The sequence below is a fragment of the Streptomyces globisporus genome (assembly GCF_003501885.1).
In the GTDB taxonomy this organism is placed as follows: domain Bacteria; phylum Actinomycetota; class Actinomycetes; order Streptomycetales; family Streptomycetaceae; genus Streptomyces; species Streptomyces globisporus_D.
In genome coordinates this window covers 1-18338 of sequence record NZ_QWFA01000201.1, presented here as the reverse complement: position 1 = coordinate 18338, position 18338 = coordinate 1, and the positions used below count along the sequence as shown (strand labels likewise).

Genomic DNA, 18338 nt, shown 5'->3' with positions numbered 1-18338 from the left:
AACATCGCCGCCCTGGTGCTGGATCTGGTGGGGCGGGGGGACTGGGCGGCGGGGCAGGGGACTTGGGGCTAGGTCTCAGTCGCTCACGCGCAGAGGCCGGGACCATCGCGGCCCGGGGCGCAGCAGGACGCGCGGGTCAGCCATCCGACCGGGCCAACCGCTGCCTCAGCCGCCCGCCTTCAGCACCTCCGCCACGACCGGGCCCGCCGCGTCGCCGCCGTGGCCACCGGACTGGACGACCGCCGCTGCCGCGAGGTCGTTGCTGAAGCCGGTGAACCAGGCGTTCGAGGTGTCCTGCCCGCCGACCTCCGCCGAACCGGTCTTCGCGCCCTTGTCGCCGCCGACGCCTGCCATGGCCCTCGCGCCCGTACCCCAGGCGGCCGTGGCGCGCATCATCGTCGTGAGCTGCTGCGTGACGGACGGCGACAGCGAACGTGAGGCCGTCGCCAACTCCCGGTTGTCCAGGGACTGCGGAACGATGACGGGCTGACGGAAGGTGCCGGTGCGGGCCGTCGCGGTGATCGACGCCATGTTGAGGACGTTCATCTGGACCGTGCCCTGCCCGATGTACTGGGCGGCCGCCTCGCCGCCCACCTCCTCCGGCACGCTGCCGTCCGCGGTGACGACGCCCGTCTTCCAGTCCAGGCCGATCCCGAAGACATCCTTGGCGATCTTGGGGAGGGCGGCGTCGTCCTTCGTGTCGTCGATGAGCTTGATGAAGGCGGTGTTGCAGGACTTGGCGAAGCTCTGGGTGAAGGTCGAGCCGTCCGGCAGATCGAAGTTCTTCAAATTGTGGAAGGAACGGCCCTGGTACATCGCGTCCTTGGGGCACTCCGCCGCCCCGTTCGCCTGGACCAGTCCCTTCTCCAGCAGCAGCGCAGCCGTCATGATCTTCAGCGTCGAGCCGGGCGCCTGCTTGCCCTGCAGTGCCACGTTGAACTCGGTCACCGGGTTGTTGGCCACCGCGCGGATCGCCCCCGTGGACGGCTTCACCGCGACCACCGACGCCTCCGCGAACTTCTTCACCGCCCGCTCGGCCGCCGCCTGCGCGTTCGCGTCCAGTGTCGTCTGGACCTTGCCCGGCTTGCCCTTGGACAAGGTCAGCAGGTTGACGTCCGGCTGGGACTCGTCGGCGGGCTCGATCCAGGTCTCGATACCGGCCGAACCGCCCGAGGTCTCCCCGTACTTCTGGCGCAGGGTGTCCAGGATCGGACCCAGCGAGGGGTACTTCTCCTTCGTCAGCACCGCGCCGTTGCGGTCGACGGCCTCGATCGCCGGGGTCGAGGACTCGCCCGTCCTCAGCGTCGCGCCGTCCGTCAACTGCGGGTGCACGACGGTCGGTTCCCAGTCGACGAGGGACTTACCCGTCGTGAGGCCGCGGACGACCGTCAGCTCCGAGGCGTAGGAGATGGGCTTCGACTTCCCCTCGTACGCGACGGTGGCCTTGACCGTGTACGGGACCTTCGTGCCGACGGCCGGGCCCGGGGTGATCTTCACCTTGCCGATGTGGGCGTCCTCGCCGTACGAGGCGAGCACCGGCTCCGCGCCCGCCTCGTTGTTGGTCAGGAGGGCGGCCGCCGACGCGTCCCCGGCCGCCCACGCGTCAAAGAAGCCCTTCGACGTCTCCGCTATCTCCTCCGCGCTCGGCGGCCCCGTCTTCACCTTCGACGACTGGGACGCGCTCTGTGTACCGGCGCCGCCCCCGCCGCCGGTGTCCCCGAGCATGCTGTACGCCCCGTAACCGATCCCGCCGGCCACCAGCACGAACGCTCCGCCGATGACGGCGACCTTCGCTCCACTGCGCATCTCGCAGTCCCCCTCCCCAGGAGCCCCCCTGAACATGTTCAAGGGGCAACTGTGAGGAACCCTAAGGGGCTGTGGCGTGCGGTGAGGGGGTTGTTACCGGACCGGAATGCTTGGCTGGAAAGCGCTCTCCGGTGCGGCCTGTGTGGGCCGGGGTCGTTGCGGGAAGACTGGCCGGGAACGCACGGGGGAGCGGACGTCGGGGGGCGTACGGCATGTTCACACGGGGGATGCACCAGGATCGGCCGTCGGCGGTCGACCACATCAAGTTCCTGCCGCCCGGGACCTTGCCCGAAGGGGGCGTTCCGGTCTGGTCCGTGGGCGGGGACGGCAGCACCACCCGGTCCCTGACCGGAGGCTCCATCGCCGTCTGGTCCGTTGCCGATGCCGAACGGTGGCGCAGGGCGGGGGCCCCGACGGTCCTCGCCCCGGTCCTGGGCGGCTGGATCCTGGCCGCCCTGGTGGTCACGGCGTACGTCCTCCTCTTCGGGGTCTCGTCCGCGTCCGGGGCCTGGCGCGAGGGGCTCGGGGGCGGGACGGACTGGCCGAGGTATCCGGGCGTGGTCCTGCTGACGGCCCTTCCGCTCTGGTACCGGTACGTTCCGGTCGCCGTCTTTCCGGCGGCGCTCTTCGTCGCGGTCGAGGCTGCCCCGGTGGCGGTCCGGACCGGGGACATCGACCGCCCGGCGACTGCGGGGTACCTGGTCGTCCTTGCCGTCTGCGCCATCGCGGTCACCGGAGGCGGCCTGCGGCTGTGGGCCCGCCGACGGCAGCGGGCCCTGGTTCTCGCCGCGGCTGGGCAACGTCGCTTCCCGCTGCCCGGGGGCGTCCCGGAATCGGACGGTCACCGCGGCCATGCGCAGGTCTATCTCGGTCTGGCGCTGTGCCTGCTCGGCCTCGCGATCCTGACCGACGGCCTGGTCGAGGACCTGACCTCGGGCGGTGTCCCGTACGACGCCATCGGGCAGCAGCGCGTCTGTCTCGTCCTTCTGGTGGCCGGCACGACCTTCGGGGGCTGGGGCCAGCTCGCGTACCGGGCGGCGCGGCGGCTCCACGGGGAGGACCAGCCGGCCCTGATCGTGGGCGTACGCGCCGGGGCGGACGGACGCCACTGGGTGTGCGCGGACGCCCGTACGCCCTCGGCGCCCCCGCTGATCGCGTACGTACCCCGGAAGCGTGACACCCGCACCAGGACGCGGCTCCTGGGCAGCGGTTCGGTGTACGCGGAGGGAAACGGGCACCACGACATCGACCCGCGGCAGGAGCCCTTCGAGGCGATCCTGTACGGCACGCCGGCGGAGGGAGATGAGGTCGTCCTCGAATACGCCTGCGCCGAATACCACCGCTACCAGGAGATCGGGCGGATGTACGCGGCCGTGACCACGGTCCTCCTCCGGCCGGACCGCCACCACGGGCTGGGCGTCTGGGAGCCCGTGGACGGCGCCACCCGGCAGCGCGAACGCCTCCGCGAGGGCCGGGAGCGGGCGGAGCGCCAACGGGCGGCGGACGAGCGGGCGAAGCGCGAGGCGGAGGAGCGTCGCAGGAACCCGCCGCGGCCTTCGCCGGGCCGGTCGAGCGGGAGCGGCGAGAGCGGAAGGTACAGCAGCGGTGGCGGCTGCGGTTCGAGCTGCGGATCGAGTTGTGGTGGCTGCGGGGGCGACTGAGCCGGGGCGCCCTGTGTTCTCGGCCCCGGTCCGGCCCGGTCCCGCTCGGCTCCGCCGCCCTGGGCAGCGGAGCCCGCACCCGCTACTGCGCCCAGTCGAAGACGCCCGACTCCAGGTCGATCTGCGCGTTGCCGCCGCCGAAGTTGACCCCGCCGACGCCGTCCTCCAGCTCGAAGACGTACGGCGTCAGCCCCTCCGGCAACGCCTGGCAGGGCATCACCGTCCCCCCGAGGTGCGAGATGCCCTCGATGGACGAACAGAACGCTTCGAGGTCCTTGTCGTCCGAGGACCATGCCTCCACGTAGCCGCCCTCGCCGTCCTCCGCCGGGGCGATGCCGGTGTTCGGGTCGCCGGTACGCTCCCCGATCCAGACCGTGGTCTCGGGGGCGCTGTCGTCCCAGGCGTTCTGGCCGCGGCTGTATGTGTCGCCGAGCCCGTCGGGCCGGATGTCGGCGGGGGGATCGATGCGAGGGGCGGCGAACTCCTCGGCGGTGAGCCGGATGAGCGCGTGCGCGCCGCCGATCATGTCCTCCAGGTCCTGCTGCTGGGGGTGGCGGGCCGCGGCCGTCGCCGCCACCGCGGCGAGGAACGGATCGGCGGCCTGCTCAGGGGTGGGCGCTGTGCCCGCCAGCAGCTCGTCGACGCCCTCGATGTCGTCGGCGACGTGGTCGTCGGCGTGGAAGAAGGAGACGGCCACCAGATCCTGGCCCTTACGCCGGTAGTCCTCAGGCAGTTCGAGGGTGATGACATGGATCATCGGCAGCCCCGTGACAGGACTCCGGGGCCAGGAGGCCGTCCCGATACCGGGGGCACGACCGCCGCACCACCCGGCGACACGGGCGCCGGGCAGATCGATCCCGACGGGCTTGCCGGGCCGCACCGACAGCTCGTCCGCGGACTCCCCGAACCCCAGGTCGTATGCCTTCACCGTGTTCCTCGTTCCTCCCGTTCGACTGCGACGGCGCTCAACCTACGCGAAGCCTCGGACACCGGAACTAGTCTGCTCGTACACCAGAACGGGGAGCGTCGGCCGGGCGCCGACGGATGGGGAGGGCGGGACAGGTGGACGGCAGAGTGCACGAGAGCGCATCGGGGAGCGGGCAGAGCGGACAGAGCGGGCTGGGGCCTCGTGGCTCCCTGGTGATGTCGCTGACGCTCGCGCTGCTGCTGGGGATGCTGTCGGTGCTGGTGATGTTCCCTGCGGCCGAGCATCTGCGCTCCCTCAAGGGCGGCGAGCGGGCCGATGCCACGCTGCACACGAGCGGGTCGTGCATGATCGGCCAGTGCCGGGTCGAGTTCGAGGCCGACGGGCGGACCGTGGTGGCGGATCTGCCGACGGGCAGCGGTGGCGGCAAGCAGTCCGTGGGCGCCGCCGTGACCGTCCGCTACCAGGCCGACGATCCCCAGGTGGTCGCCCGCGATGAGGATGTCGGGGGCGGTGGCGCGGCCCTGTTCGCCTGGATGTCGGCGGGCGCCGCTCTGCTCTTCCTGATGCTGTCGGCCGTGGCGGCGGTCTTCCTGATACGTCAACGGCGAAAGACGGTGGCCGGGCCGGGAGCTGCGGTGTGACGGCAGGGACCGAGCCGAGGCCGGGCGGGAGCCCGGCTGTTCTCGGGCCTCGGCCCGTGGGGACGTGCCGTTTTGTTGCTCGCTGAGGTGTTGTGCGGGGAGGGGGCGGCCTGCGGGCAGAGACACCACGTAGGTCTCCGGGAGAGCCGCCATATTCGCGGCAGGGGGGACCGGAGGTGAAGGTGCGGCTGAAGCCGTGCAAGTGGTGCGGGCGCCCGGTCGAGCAGCGCCGATGGTGGAGACCGAAGCGCTTCTGCGGCCGCTGGCACCACGTGAAGTACCGGTTCACGAGTCTGGTCATGAACGTGGTGGACAGCTTCTAGCTTCGGGCGGGCCCATGGTCCAGCAGTCATCGCCTGGGCACTCGGTCCCACGCCCTGGTCACCATGGCCTGGGTGTCGGGGACGTCGAGCCCGAACGAGCGCAATCGGTCAGCCACCCCCGACACCGTGGTGCCCAGGCGGTGAGCCGTGACGAGCAGGTGTTCCAGGCCGACCGGCTTGTCCAGATCGATCCAGTTGTTGAGGGCTGAGCCGTTCTCCCGCAGGATGAGCAGCTCTTCAGGGGTCGGGCGTTGCTTGGGGTAGTCGGTGTCCTGGATGGTCAAGCCCGCCGCGACGAGCCGGTCGGATGCCTCCTTGACCGTGAGGAAGTTCTCGGAAGCGACGATGTGAACCTCCGCCGCGGAGACTGTTTCTCCGGGCTCCACAGGAGTGGGCCGAGAGACGAAGCGCTGCAACAGGTTCGCGTCGCCGAGATGAGCGTTGGTCATGGTTGAGGCAAGCGCTGCACCGAGGTCTGATAGCCGGCATCGCACGTCGGCCACGGAACGGCCCACTGCTTGTGCCGCATTGATGACGTCGTCCGTGTTCATCCTCAACCTGTCGAAGGCTGGGCCGTGGACCTCACGTACCAACGCGAGGTCGAGCTCGTCGTCGAAACCGACCCTTTCCGCAGGAGCGGCCGAAGCATCCAGTCCTCGAGCGGAGAGGTACTCCAGGCATGTGGGCACGTCCAGTCCGAGGCGGTCAGCGACGTAGAGGACGTGACCCCATGGAACCGTCTGGTCCCTGGAGTAGGGGATCCACTGCCCGATGATCAGGCGCTCCTTGTTCTCGGAGCCGAGGACAGGCTCCCCCGCAGGCAGCGGCGTGACCCGCATGCCCAGCTCTCGGAGAGCGTCGATCGCCTGTTGAGTCGACATGCCGAGGGTGGCGGCGGCGAGTACGGAATGGGCCGGCGGGACCGGACGACTGGGGTCGAGCCAGCGGGATGAGCGCGCCAGGCCGCCCAGTGCGTACTTGCTCAGCAGCACGAGATCTTTCTCGGTCAATGTGTCGGGGACGCGCTGGAACGGCACGGTGAGATCGAGCGCTCGAAGACGCTCGGCGACCTCTCCCATGGGCAGGTCGAACTGCTTGGCGAGCGTATGGATCAGGGGCAGCGGGACGGGACGGGCCGGATCGACATGATCGCTGCCCGACCGTCTGGCGAGGAGAAGTTCGAGGTACGGCGAGGCGTCCTGGGAGGGGATGTTGTCCGGGACGACGTAGCCCAGTGCCGACAGGTGGGAGACGGCCTCCGAGATGTCCAGTCCCGTCTGCTGGGCGACGTACAGGGCGTGTGCCCCGGTAACGGAGCTGCCCCGGGCGGATCGGGAGGAGAATTCATCGCCCAGAGACTGGAGGGCTTGGACGACCTGACGGTTCGCGGAGTTGTGCCTGGCCGAAGAAAGGTCGATCCCCAGCGCCTTCAACTTCTCGCGCACCTCAGGAATGGGAATATCGAGCCGTTCGGCGACCGCGCGGATGTGCGACACATTCGCGCCGCGCAGCCACGGGGCTTGTCCGTCCAGATTCGCGCTGAGTATCAACCGGGCGGTGCGGTCGGCCTCCGAGCCCGGTTCCAGGAACACGGAGCTGGACTCCATCGCGTAGCCGAGGGACGCGAAACGCCGAATGACCTCCGGCAGCGCCAGCCCCGCACGGTCGCACGAGGAGAGGAGGCGATAAGGCGCGGGCGCGTCGCCGATCTCCAGCCAGGGCCACGAACCGTCCCCGTCGGAGCTGATGAGCTGGAGGAAAGTGTGCAGGGGGATGGCAGGCCCTGGGTGGCGATCCTCCACGCTCAAGTGGAGGGCGGCAAGTCGCCCCTCGACGTCCTCCAGTGTGGTGCGTAGCCTCTCCGCGCACCTGACGAGGTTACCCAGACGTACGGCAGGATCCCACTCTCCGAGAGCACTCCCCGTGCGCGTCGGGAACCCGAGGATCAAGGCATGTGAGGGAACCGCCGGCAACAGCCGCGCGGTTTCCAGCCCGGCAGGGCACAGCTCGTCCAGTGCCGTAGCCACTTCCGCAGGGAAATGCGCGGCGTAGCGCCAGAGTGCGAGATGCTCCGGTAGCCGGGAAGCCTTCAGGTAGTCGTTCGGAGTGATTCTTCGTGGCGGAGTCGCGGCAGTCCAGGCGGCCCTCAGGTCCGCGTCGCCCGGGAAGAAGCCCGTGCGCGCCATCGGATACTGCTCGTCCGTCAGGTGCGCCGACGACGCGGTGAGCTCGCCGACGATCACATCGGCGATCGCGGGCTCCTCGTGCGTGATGTTCAGCAGCCACTCCTCCGTCAGCAGGCTGCTCCCGATCAGGCTGCCGACGGCCCGGCGCAAGCGGTTCGCCAGCGGTTTGGTGACATCGTCCAGCACCTGCGCGCGTTCGACCGACAGACGGGGTACGACCTTGCCCTTGCCCGGAATCTGCACAACACCGCGCAGGTTGACGACGGCCCCGGTGATCGCGATTCGGTGGTTCTGCGCTTCACCGCCCGTGGTCGGCCAACTGGCCTGGACATGGACGCCGTCCACCAGCACCGCCCCGCCCCGCTCGCACCAGAAGACATCGCCACGGGGGTCCGGCTCGATGTGCCCCGATGCGGTGATGCCTGTGGACCCTCTGGGGCGGTAGACCTGCGGTTCCCAGATCTCCTGGTCGGCCTGAAACACGGCGGTGGTTCGGTACCGTGCCACGCCGAGGACGTCCCGGAGCGTCTGCACGCAGGACACGTCCGCCGATCTCTTCGCGTCGAGGTACAGCCGTACGCGGGTGCCGCACGGCTCGCCGAGGAAGTCGGCCTCCTCAAGGTGGTCATCGACCTGGAACAGGTCGTCGGGACCGAAGACGGTGACGCGCAGCAACTCTCCCGGAGACCTGTCCCGGCGGAACTTGCGCGTCGTCACCTCGATCTCGTCGGCGAGCATGAAGTAGCTCAGCACGCCGATGCCGAACCTGCTGTTGCGGTGGAACCTGATCTGCGGATTCTTCTGCCACTCGAATTGCTCCTGGCGGAAGGAGGCCAGGTGGGAGAGGCGTGCACCGCCCTGCGCGAAGGCGTAGAGGAGTTCGTCGCGGTCCATTCCCGAACCGTTGTCCACACACTCCAGGTAGGGGCGGCTTCCTGTCCCGCCCTGGGTGATCGAGATCTCCCCTCTCCAGGGTTCTGTGCCCGGGGGAGGAGGCCGGTACTGCTCCCGGGCGTCCCGGACCGCGCAGGCGTCCATGGCGTTCTGATAGAGCTCCCGTACGGCGAGCCGACGGTCGCGGTAGAGCTGCTCCCCGGTCAGCAGATCCCGTACCCGGGTCCCGTCGAGCCCGAAGCGGGTGGCCACCGGAAGGAATTTCAGCGCCCCGGTGACCGCGTCCTTCTCCGGGAGGACGTCGTCCCCCGAAGCACGGTGGGGGAGGGCCGCCAGCCAGGTGTCGTCCTCGCCGCCGCCCGTTCTCACCTGATTACTGGCGTGGTGCAGCAGCCCGTCCAGATAGGCCGCCTGCTCCTGGAGGGCGACCATGACGGCTTGGTGGCCGCAGGACGCGCTGAGGCGCAGACTGTGACCGAATTCCTGCCAGGCCGCCTGGGCGATGGTCTTGCGGGTCTGGAGAAGACTGGCCCGTCCCGGACCGCCGATGTGCTCGACCAGCACCCGCGGCAGGGCGCTGACGTCCAGCGCCATCGCATGGCCGGCGGCCAGGAGGTAGCCGACAAGTCTCCGGCGAAGCTGGGGAGGAGCATCCGGTGGGGCGTCCGCGTACTCGCCGAGAACGCTCCCGCCGTACTGCATGGCTCGGAAGATCCAGGCCAGCAGCTCGGCGTCCAGGACCTCGGCGAGATCCCAGGTGTCCTTGAAGGCCTGGTTCACCAACTCCGTCAGGCCGTCGAGCGGGCTTCTCGTGTCCTCGCCCAGCCGGTAGAACTCCTGATGCAGGATCCAGGCGCGGACCGTGCGGTGATCCTGGCTTCGCGGCCGGGGTTCACGGTCGGGAGCGGTCCGGTGGAGCAGCTGCGTGTACTTGTCCCACGGATCGGTCGCGTCCGCCGGCTGGCCTAGCCGGAAGTCCAGCTCCTTGGACCGTTGCACCCGATAGGCGTGGTGGATCATGGGGGCAAGAGAGATCGTGACGGCTTCCGCCGCGCTGAACCTCTCACTCGGCAGGAACTTCCGGATGAGAAAGCTGATCCACCGGGACGCCCGCTGGTCCGCTTCCCAGTCCAGCCACGGATCATCGGCCTGCTCCCTGCGCTGCTTGGCGAGTCGTTCGCCGAGGGCGACCGTCACCATCTCGGCGTCCCGGTACATCTGCTGGTCGGGCTGCCCGGCGAGCTGGGTCCACACCGCGTGATCGCGAAGGACGCTCAGCCGCTCCCTTTCGGGCGGGACGCCGGTGGGAAGAAACGGGAAGGCCTGCCGTCCGCGCTCGCCGCTGAGCCGCGGCTCCTGGCGGAAACCCCGGGGCAACCGGTCGCACACCCGCTGCTGCAAGTCCTCCATCTCCTCGCGCAGGAGTTCGTGCAACCTGTCCGTGGGCAGCTCGCCGTGGACATCGTGGAGGATGTCCCGCAGTGCCCGGGTGAGGAGGCTGAAGCTCTTCGAGGCCCCTTCTCCGCCTGGTTCTTCCTCCTCTTCACCACCTGGTTCTTCACCCGTGTACGCCGACATGGCCTCCGGCTCGCAGGCCATGAGATAGCTGAACTTCTCCGTGTCCGGCGGGGTGGTGAACGGACTCTGCGGAGAGCCGCGGTCGATGACGAGCCGTTCGCGGCATGCGTCCACGACGAAGAGGACCTTCTCGGCCAGGCTCTCGTTCACCGCCTTCGTCCAGCCGTCGGCAAAGGGGATGTTGCCGCTCTCCAGAACGTCGTTGTTGTCGATGTCCGGGTCGGAGTCGTGAGCCGCGAAATAGGAGCGGTCGTGATGATGGAAGCCGTGTCCGCTGAAGTAGACGACCAGGTGTTCACCCTGGCGTGCGCTCTTGATGAAATCGTTGGCGCGACGCATCAGTCCGGAGCGCGTGAGCCGCTCCGGGTCGCAGGTGCTGCCCTCGTCGATCTCGTAGCCACGGTCCTGGAGCGTCGCGCGCAGATCGGCGTACTCGCCTTCGAGGAAGTGGAGGTCGTCCCAGTCCGGTGACCGGTAGCGCGTTACGAACAGGAGGAGGGCGCGGTGTGTGCTCATCGTGCGTCGCGGGCGCCGAACACCAGCGTGATGCCGCCCTTGCCCTCGACCTCGCTGGTGCCGATCAGACGGATCCCGCCCTTGGCCGACACCTCGAACGACACCTGCACCTCCTTGAGCGGGAACTGCCCGGACGTCTCCGCGATCCGCCCGAAGACGTCACGCAGGGCCGCGACGGTGTCCTCCAGACTCTCCCTCAGCTGTTCCACGCGCACCGGCACCGAGGCCAGCTCCGTGCCGTTGCGGCGTCGGAAGCCCTTGGTGCCGCCCCGGCTGCCCGGCGCCCCGAGGTCCTCGGTGTCATCGGCCCTGACAAGAATCTCCAGTCCGGAGACGGTGACGTCCGGCTCGTTGTCCCGATACAGCGACACGCGTGCTCCCCCTGCTCCGTGGTCGCCGGTGCGTCGGCGACGAGAGGCGAACTCTACGACTGATCGCCNACATCTCCCGTGTTGTGTCCCTGGATCCGTCCCCTTGGTTCCGTTGCCCGATCTTCCCCCCGCCCCGTCGGCGACCCGTTGGGGCGGCGGACGCGGTCCCGGAGCAGGGGCGGCGGTTTCAGTGATCTCGAAGATCTGTGTGAGTGATGTGTGTGAGCGCCGAATCGTCGGGCACACGGACTTTCGCAACGAGGTCCTGGCGACATTCAAAGCCGGGACATTCCGATGGGATGCACTGAGGCCGTTGTGAAGCGCAGGCACGCGAGTGCCTGAACCGGACTTGACGATGGGAACTGAAAATGATCATCCTTGGGCTTATTCTGCTGATTATCGGCCTGCTTGTGGGTATGGGTCTGCTGACCACGATCGGCGGCATCCTCATCCTGGTCGGGGCCATCCTGTGGCTCCTCGGCGCGACGCCGCGAAATGCGGGCGGGCCGCGACGCGTTGTCGTCGCGGCCCGCCCGCATTTCTTCTTTTCGCGTCCGTCACGAAGCGGCGCCTACACCCACGTGTCCAGCCACATCCGGTCCCGCCACAGGTCCTCCGGGATCTGCGTCCCCGTGAACAGCGGCCAGAAGTAGATGAAGTTCCAGATGATCAGGAGCACCAGGACGCCCACCGCGATCGCCCCCAGGGTGCGGCGGCGTTCGCCGGTGGGGTCGTGGGTGGTGAGGCCCAGTTCGGCTCGGGCGCCCGTGCCTGCCGCCGGGCCCGCGATCGCGCCCAGCATCATCGTGACCGCCAGGCAGAGAAACGGGACGAACACCACCGCGTAGAAGAGGAAGATCGTCCGCTCCTGGTAGAAGAACCAGGGGAGCCAGCCCGCCACCACGCCGCAGGCGATCGCGCCGGCCCGCCAGTCGCGGCGGAAGAACCAGCGCCACACCACGTACGCGAGGGCGAAGCACGCCAGCCACCACAGGAGCGGGGTGCCGATGGCCAGGACCTCGGCGGCGCACTTGCCCGTGGAGGACTCCGCGCAGCCCGTCTGCTCCTCGTAGAAGTACGAGACGGGGCGGCCGAGCACCAGCCAGCTCCAGGGGTTGGACTCGTACGTGTGGCCCGAGGTGAGGCCGACGTGGAAGTCGTACACCTGGTTCTCGTAGTGCCACAGGCTGCGCAGCCAGTCCGGGAACAGCCAGCTCCAGGAGGAGTCCTTGCCCTCCGTGGCCGCCCAGTTGCGGTAGTAGCCCTTGTCCGTGACGATCCAGCCGGTCCAGGACACGATGTACGTGACGATCGCGACCGGGACCGTCGAGAAGAACGCGGGGATCAGGTCGCGGCGCAGCACCGCCTGGTACGGGTGCACGGCCCCTGCCGTACGCCTCGCGCCTACGTCCCACAACACCGTCATCAGGCCGAACGCGGCCAGCACGTACAGGCCGTTCCACTTCGTGGCGAACGCCAGGCCCAGCATCACGCCCGCCGCCAGCCGCCACGGCCGCCGGCCCAGGCGCAGTGTCTCCGCCACCCTCGCGTCCGGGCGCAGTACGCCCTCCTCGTCCACCGGCAGCGCGGCCGCCAGCCTCCGGCGGGCGTGGTCCCGGTCCACCACCAGGCAGCCGAACGCCGCCAGCACGAAGAACATGACGATCAGGTCCAGCAGCGCGGTCCGGCTCATCACGAAGTGCAGGCCGTCCACCGCGAGCAGCAGGCCCGCCAGGCAGCCCAGGAACGTCGAGCGGAACAGACGTCGGCCGATCCGGCACAGGAGGAGGACGGAGATCGTGCCCAGCACCGCCACCATGAACCGCCAGCCGAACGGCGTGAAGCCGAACAGCTGCTCACCGAAGCCGATGATCCACTTGCCGACCGGCGGGTGCACCACATAGCCCGGGTCGGTCGGGATCGGGACGGACGAGGGGTCGTTCAGGATCTGCTTGTCGACGTCCTTCGGCCAGGACCCCTCGTACCCCTGGTTGACCAGCGCCCACGCGTCCTTCGCGTAGTACGTCTCGTCGAATATCACCGCGTGCGGCTGGTCCAGCTTCCAGAAGCGCAGCAGGCCCGCGACGAGCGTCACGAGAAGCGGGCCGCCCCAGGCCGACCAGCGCACCAGGCGGTCCGCCACGTGCGGCGGGATCGCGAGCACCGACCACACCTGCCGGCCGGGCCGCGTGTACGGCGGGTCCAGCCGGTCGCGGAGCGAGGTCTCCGGGCGGGGGACATGGCCGAAGCGGCGCAGCCGCCGTTGCCAGGAGGTCGGCTGTTCGCCGAGCGGGTCCCCGGCGTCGTGGCCCCGCTGGGTCTCGGGTGCGGTACTCGTCACCGCGCCATCGTAGGGAACGCATCTGTGCGAAGGGCGCTGCCCGTGCTGCGAGGATGGCTGATGTGACTGGAACGACTGGAACGCTCGTGCTCGCAGGGACCCCCATCGGCGATGTGGCGGACGCCCCGCCCCGCCTCGCCGCCGAACTGGAGCGGGCCGACGTCGTCGCCGCCGAGGACACCCGGCGGCTGCGCCGGCTCACCCAGGCGCTCGGCATCCACACCTCGGGGCGTGTCGTCTCCTACTTCGAGGGGAACGAGTCCGCCCGGACGCCCGAGCTCGTCGAGGCGCTGAGCGGTGGTGCCCGGGTGCTCCTTGTCACGGATGCCGGGATGCCCTCCGTCTCCGACCCGGGTTATCGGCTCGTCGCCGCCGCCGTGGAGAAGGACATTCGCGTCACCGCCGTGCCGGGGCCGAGTGCGGTGCTGACCGCCCTCGCCCTCTCCGGGCTGCCCGTCGACCGGTTCTGCTTCGAGGGGTTCCTGCCGCGCAAGGCCGGTGAACGGCTCTCCCGGCTCCGCGAGAACGCCGACGAGCGGCGCACCATGGTCTTCTTCGAGGCCCCCCACCGGCTCGACGACACCCTCGCGGCCATGGCCGAGGTCTTCGGCGCCGAGCGCCGCGCCGCCGTCTGCCGTGAGCTGACCAAGACGTACGAGGAGGTCAAGCGCGGTCCCCTCGGCGAGCTGGCCGTCTGGGCCGCCGACGGGGTGCGCGGTGAGATCACCGTCGTGGTGGAGGGGGCGCCGGACGCCGGCCCCGGGGACCTCGACGCCGAGGAGCTGGTGCGGCGCGTGCGGGTGCGGGAGGAGGCGGGGGAGCGGCGCAAGGAGGCCATCGCCGCCGTCGCCGCCGATGCCGGGCTGCCGAAGCGGGAGGTGTTCGACGCGGTGGTGGCCGCCAAGAACGCGGAGAAGGCCGCGAAGCCTTAGTGCGTACGGCGGTGTCTACGGCGTTTTTGTCAGTACGCCGTAAGCCGTCGCCACGAACGTGTCCGCCCGGTGCACCCGCCGCGTCGCCGTCGCCGCCACCGCGAGCCCCGTCCCCGGGCGGAAGCCCAGGAACGCCTGCTGGCCGAGCGTCGCACCGGCGTGGAAGAGGACCGGGCCGTACGGGGACGGGTGGTGGAACCACGTGAGCGTATGGGTGTGCGCGTGCCGCCGGCCGCGTCGCAGCACCGGGCGCCGGACCTCCGCCAGCGGCCCGGCCAGCGCGGGGTCCGTCGGCGCCGAGTCCGTGGGCGCCGCGTCCCGGGGCCCGGGCCCGTCCGCCCCGCCCACATGCGCCTCCAGGAACGTCAGCAGGTCCAGCGGGGTCGCCCGGACCGCGCCCGCCGCCGCGAAGCCGCCGGTGTCCAGCGCGGGCACCGGCGTGCCGTCGCGGCGGTGGCCCACCGCGTCCGTGCCGTCCGGGCCGGGCCGCACCCGGGTCGCGTCCAGGCCCAGCGGGGCCAGTACCTGCTGGTGCAGCAGGACCTCCCACGGGGTCCCGGTGGCCGCCGCCAGGGTGTGGCCGAGCACCGAGACGGCGAAGTTCGAGTAGTGCCAGCGGGTGCCGGGCCGGTGGCGCGGGCGGGCCCGCAGGAAGGCGCGGACCACCCGGTCGGCCGGATAGCCGCCGTACGGGTCGGTCGACCAGCGGGGCACCGCCTGTGGGTAGAAGTCGGCGGGCAGGCCCGGCAGCCCCGAGGTGTGGGTGAGCAGATGGCGCAGGGTGATCCGGCGTACCGCCGGATGCACCGGGAAGCCCGGGGCCAGCAGATCCGCCGCCCGGTCCTCGTAGCGCACCCTGCCCTGTGCCACCAGCCGGGCCAGCAGCAGCCCCGCGTACGGCTTCGACGCCGAGCCCAGCTCGTACGCCATCAGCTCGCGGGGGACCGGGCCCGGCTCCGCGCTCCCGCCGGTGTGGACCGTGCGCACTCCGTTCCGGCTGACCGCGAGCACCAGGTCGGGTGCGTCGACGGTCCGCGCGGCCTCGGCCAGGAGGCGGGCGGTGGCGGCCGGGGAGCCGGGGGCGGTCACGCGGACCGCGGTCGTGTCCGTCATGCCGGGGCCGGGGACGCGCTGAGGTCGGACAGGGCGCGGGACATCGCCAGAGCCGAGGCGAACGCGGCGACCAGCGTCGGGTGGTAGACGAGGTCGAACACCGACTCCTCGTCGCCCTCCGGCATCCCGCCGACCACCGGCATCGCGCCGTCCGGCTCCTGGGCCTGCGCGAACCCGGCCCAGGCCGCCGGGTCCTGGGTCGGCTCGGGCAGGCAGGCGTCGACCACCAGCAGCTCGCCCAGCAGGTCCCAGCGCTTCAGGTCCAGCCAGTCGTCCAGCCAGACCGGCAGCCAGAGAGCCAGGTACTCCGCGATGTCGGCCGGCAGCCCGGCCGGTTTCTCGCCCCAGTCGGTGAGGTGGAAGACCGTGTGCGTGATGTCGTAACCGATATGGCCCTCGACCGTCCACGGCTCGGGCCTGCGCGCCAGCCAGGTGTGGGCCAGCGCCGCCGTCTCCGGAACACTCGGCTCCACCCCGAACCGCCGCTCGATGGCGCTGAGGCCGAGACGCCGCACCGGCAGCACCTCCAGCGCCGCCCAGCTGGCCAGCCGATGGTTGAGCCGGATCGCGGACTCCAGGTCCGGCTGCCGGTAGCCCAGCTCCCGGAACGGTACGTAGACCTCCAGCGGCACCGGCGACAGCGGTTCGCGCCGCTGGCCCTCCAGCAGCCGTTCCCCGGAGGCCAGCAGCTCGTGCCAGGCGTGGTCCAGCAGCTTGTGGGCGAGGGATGACTGCTGCGAGCCGGCCACCCCCTCGCGGAAGATGACCTTCCCGATCAGCGCCAGCTCGCCCAGCGGCTTGAACCGGTCCAGCATCCCCGCCTCCGGGGACGGGTCCGCCTCCAGCCGGAAGCCCTCGCGGTGGTCGTACAGCCAGCCCAGGGCCTTCGCCCCGACGTCGTGGATCTGCTGGATGCCGCTGCTCATGCGGTGCGCCTTTCCCGGCCGGGCGGGGACCCGTCCGTCTGTCCCGGCGACCGCAGCGACCTCAGGGACAGGGCCGCGGCGAAGGCCGTCACGAGCGTGGAGTGGTAGCAGTCGATGAAGGGGTACGGGTCCGGCGCGGGGTCCTGGACCGGTGCGCCGGTCTCCGGGACGCAGCCGGTCGGGTGCTGGACGTCGGCCAGCACCGGCCAGACCGCGTCCAGCAGCTCCGCGGGGGCAGGGCCCGGCAGCGACGCGGCCACCGCCAGCAGCTCGCCGGTCAGGTCCCACTGGCCGCTCTCCAGACAGCCGTCCGCCCACGCGGGCAGCCAGGTCCGCAGATAGCCGTCGATCTTCTCCGGAACCCGGTCGGGCATCCGGCCCCAGTCGGTGAGGTGGAAGACGGTGTGGGTCAGCGCGTAGCCGGAGGGGCCCTCGAACATCCACGGCTCGGACAGACCGCCCAGCCAGGTCCGGGACAGCACCCCGCCCGCGTCCGTGTGGGTCACCACCCCCACCCGGCGCTCGGAGTTGACCAGCCCCAGCTGCCGGTTGGCGTGCTGCTCGGTGTGGGCCCAGGCACGGGTCGCGGTGAGCGGGCGGGCCAGCGCCTCGAAGCCCTCGTGGCGCAGCCCGTACCCGGCGAAGGCGGCGTAGATCTCGTACGGGTACGCGGCGAACGGCTCGGCGCGCAGCAGCTCCAGGAGCAGCGCGCCCTCGTGGACCTGTTCCCAGGCGTACGTGACGAGGTCCCCGGCCCGTTCGTGCTCCGGGGTGCCGGGGGCGGTCGTGCGGCGGATCGTCGAGCCGAGCTGGGCCAGCTCACCCAGCGGCTTCAGCGTGGCGTTGACCTGGGTGTGGGGTTCCAGGACGTCGTCGGGGAGCGCGAAGCGGGTGCGGTGCGCGACGGTCCAGGCGAGGGCGGAGCTCAGGACGCCGGGGAGGGCGGCGAGCGCGGCCCCGGACGTCCCGGAGGCCCCGGAGACCCCGGAGGAGGACGCGCGCTCCCGGGCCGGGCGGTCCTGCGGGTCCTGGGTCGCGGTCGTCGTCACCGGGCCCTCGCCTCGGCCATCAGCCGGGCGGCCCGCACATGGAGGGCAACCCGGGGGTCGTGTCCGCCCATCAGCTCGACGAAGTCCAGGCCGCGGTCCAGGCCCAGGGTGGCCGGTTCGCCGCCGATCGCCGCGAGCCAGCGGCCCGCGCCCGCCGCCTGGAGCCAGTCGCGCCGCCGCACAGCGCGGACGAACCCGCGCGCCAGGTCGACGGCCCGGTTCGCCGCGGCCCGCTGCACGGCCGAGGGGGCGGCCGGGACGGCGAGCGGCGCGAGGACCGAGAGCTGGTGGGTGAACGCCTGCCAGGGGGCCTCCTCCAGCCAGGCCGCGTCCGGCTCCGCGTACGTGCCGGTGGCGGCGGCCCCCGGTGCGGGCGGCGCCATCCGCTGGAGCGTGGAGATCATGTGCCAGTGGCTCCAGGCCGTGGCGGCCGGAGCGTCGGGCTTGGGCGGGAACTCCCGCACCGCGCGGTCGAGTACGGCGACGTCCCCCGGATGCGGGTGACGTCCGTACAGAACACTGGGCAGCAGCAGGTCGGCCCCGATGACCCGTACCGCCGCGATTCCGGTCCGATTCTCCTCGTCGATTCCCGCCGCGCCGCACACCGTGGCGAGGTGGTCCCCGCTCCGAAGAGCGAGGACCACCTCTGTTGCCAGGTCATGCACGGCACCCGCCAAGGGCGACGAAGCATGTGTCTGGTCCATGTGCCGGCGACTAGCCCTTCTTCGGGCGCGGGGTCGGAGGCGAGAGCAGCAGGGCTCCGCCGCCTGCGAGGAGCGCCAGGTAGGCGCACTCGCGGGAGTCGCGGTACAGACCTTCGACCTCACCGGGGTTGAGAGCGGCGTCGAGGTCGAGCTCGATGTCGGTGGCAGTGGTGTCCGTGGTGAACATGGGTTGTTCCCCGTCCTGTGGGAAATGGGGTGGACGTAATGAGTGAAAAGGAGGAATGAGGGCGTCGCAAATCGGGGGCGGCGTCCGGGGAAATCGTGCATTCAATTGAATGGTGAATTCATGAGGTGCGGGTGGGGCTGAAAGCCCGGTAATTCAAGGAAAGGGGAGGGGGCGGACGGGGG

13 protein-coding genes are annotated in these 18338 nt (G+C 70.7%); 3 read left to right on the top strand and 10 right to left on the bottom strand.

All coding sequences use genetic code 11. The annotated features are described in order from the left end of the window. Window positions 1-165 precede the first annotated feature (165 nt). Window positions 166-1806 carry a penicillin-binding transpeptidase domain-containing protein gene (locus D3105_RS28380; RefSeq protein ID WP_118905823.1) on the bottom strand — a complete coding sequence of 547 codons (1641 nt, stop codon included), beginning with the start codon at window positions 1804-1806 and terminating at the stop codon, window positions 166-168. Window positions 1807-2033: 227 nt separating this feature from the next. On the opposite strand from D3105_RS28380, the gene D3105_RS28375 reads away from it, so the two are divergent. Next, window positions 2034-3467, top strand: a complete 1434-nt coding sequence (locus tag D3105_RS28375; RefSeq protein ID WP_240647050.1) for a hypothetical protein — start codon at window positions 2034-2036, stop codon at window positions 3465-3467. Between the two features lie 82 nt (window positions 3468-3549). Here the strand turns inward: D3105_RS28375 and D3105_RS28370 are convergent, their stop codons facing one another. After that, window positions 3550-4395 (bottom strand): hypothetical protein, encoded by an 846-nt coding sequence (locus D3105_RS28370; RefSeq protein ID WP_118905821.1) that lies wholly within the window; start codon window positions 4393-4395, stop codon window positions 3550-3552. A 215-nt stretch (window positions 4396-4610) separates the two neighbouring features. Between D3105_RS28370 and D3105_RS28365 the strand changes: the two genes are divergently transcribed. Continuing rightward, window positions 4611-5036, top strand: a complete 426-nt coding sequence (locus tag D3105_RS28365; protein ID WP_412080969.1) for a hypothetical protein — start codon at window positions 4611-4613, stop codon at window positions 5034-5036. A 349-nt stretch (window positions 5037-5385) separates the two neighbouring features. Here D3105_RS28365 and D3105_RS28360 read toward each other — a convergent pair whose 3' ends face one another. From D3105_RS28360 to D3105_RS28345, 3 genes are all read right to left on the bottom strand, one after another. Next, window positions 5386-10533, bottom strand: a complete 5148-nt coding sequence (locus D3105_RS28360) for an HD domain-containing protein (RefSeq protein WP_118905820.1) — start codon at window positions 10531-10533, stop codon at window positions 5386-5388. Further along, a complete protein-coding gene (locus D3105_RS28355; RefSeq protein WP_118905819.1) occupies window positions 10530-10904 on the bottom strand; it encodes a Pepco domain-containing protein in 375 nt (124 codons plus the stop codon). Before D3105_RS28355 ends, D3105_RS28360 begins: the two co-directional genes overlap by 4 nt. Window positions 10905-11475: 571 nt before the next feature. After that, window positions 11476-13245: a dolichyl-phosphate-mannose--protein mannosyltransferase gene (locus D3105_RS28345; RefSeq protein ID WP_118905818.1), complete on the bottom strand. Its 1770-nt coding sequence runs from the start codon at window positions 13243-13245 to the stop codon at window positions 11476-11478. Between the two features lie 53 nt (window positions 13246-13298). Between D3105_RS28345 and rsmI the strand changes: the two genes are divergently transcribed. Further along, a complete protein-coding gene (gene rsmI, locus D3105_RS28340; protein ID WP_118905817.1) occupies window positions 13299-14177 on the top strand; it encodes a 16S rRNA (cytidine(1402)-2'-O)-methyltransferase in 879 nt (292 codons plus the stop codon). 15 nt (window positions 14178-14192) lie between these two features. On the opposite strand, the gene D3105_RS28335 is transcribed toward rsmI, so the two are convergent. The 5 genes from D3105_RS28335 to D3105_RS34755 are packed head-to-tail and all read right to left on the bottom strand — an operon-like array spanning window position 14193 to window position 18156. After that, complete coding sequence (locus D3105_RS28335) at window positions 14193-15290, bottom strand: serine hydrolase domain-containing protein (RefSeq protein ID WP_118905816.1); 1098 nt, start codon at window positions 15288-15290, stop codon at window positions 14193-14195. Continuing rightward, window positions 15287-16216 carry a DUF6895 family protein gene (locus D3105_RS28330; protein ID WP_118905815.1) on the bottom strand — a complete coding sequence of 310 codons (930 nt, stop codon included), beginning with the start codon at window positions 16214-16216 and terminating at the stop codon, window positions 15287-15289. The genes D3105_RS28335 and D3105_RS28330 overlap by 4 nt, the downstream gene beginning before the upstream one ends. Beyond that, window positions 16213-17265 (bottom strand): DUF6895 family protein, encoded by a 1053-nt coding sequence (locus D3105_RS28325; RefSeq protein WP_118905814.1) that lies wholly within the window; start codon window positions 17263-17265, stop codon window positions 16213-16215. The genes D3105_RS28330 and D3105_RS28325 overlap by 4 nt, the downstream gene beginning before the upstream one ends. Continuing rightward, a complete protein-coding gene (locus D3105_RS28320) occupies window positions 17262-17969 on the bottom strand; it encodes a hypothetical protein (protein ID WP_118905813.1) in 708 nt (235 codons plus the stop codon). The genes D3105_RS28325 and D3105_RS28320 overlap by 4 nt, the downstream gene beginning before the upstream one ends. A 10-nt stretch (window positions 17970-17979) precedes the next feature. Continuing rightward, window positions 17980-18156, bottom strand: a complete 177-nt coding sequence (locus D3105_RS34755; RefSeq protein WP_007455151.1) for a hypothetical protein — start codon at window positions 18154-18156, stop codon at window positions 17980-17982. Between the last annotated feature and the right edge of the window lie 182 nt (window positions 18157-18338).

What these genes read in the sequence shown, in the direction of transcription:
- D3105_RS28320 (WP_118905813.1), bottom strand. Translation starts at nt 17,969, where the DNA reads ATGGACCAGACACATGCTTCGTCGCCCTTGGCGGGTGCCGTGCATGAC.
- rsmI (WP_118905817.1), top strand. Translation starts at nt 13,299, where the DNA reads ATGGCTGATGTGACTGGAACGACTGGAACGCTCGTGCTCGCAGGGACC.
- D3105_RS28375 (WP_240647050.1), top strand. Translation starts at nt 2,034, where the DNA reads ATGCACCAGGATCGGCCGTCGGCGGTCGACCACATCAAGTTCCTGCCG.
- D3105_RS34755 (WP_007455151.1), bottom strand. Translation starts at nt 18,156, where the DNA reads ATGTTCACCACGGACACCACTGCCACCGACATCGAGCTCGACCTCGAC.
- D3105_RS28360 (WP_118905820.1), bottom strand. Translation starts at nt 10,533, where the DNA reads ATGAGCACACACCGCGCCCTCCTCCTGTTCGTAACGCGCTACCGGTCA.
- D3105_RS28335 (WP_118905816.1), bottom strand. Translation starts at nt 15,290, where the DNA reads ATGACGGACACGACCGCGGTCCGCGTGACCGCCCCCGGCTCCCCGGCC.
- D3105_RS28330 (WP_118905815.1), bottom strand. Translation starts at nt 16,216, where the DNA reads ATGAGCAGCGGCATCCAGCAGATCCACGACGTCGGGGCGAAGGCCCTG.
- D3105_RS28380 (WP_118905823.1), bottom strand. Translation starts at nt 1,806, where the DNA reads ATGCGCAGTGGAGCGAAGGTCGCCGTCATCGGCGGAGCGTTCGTGCTG.
- D3105_RS28365 (WP_412080969.1), top strand. Translation starts at nt 4,611, where the DNA reads ATGTCGCTGACGCTCGCGCTGCTGCTGGGGATGCTGTCGGTGCTGGTG.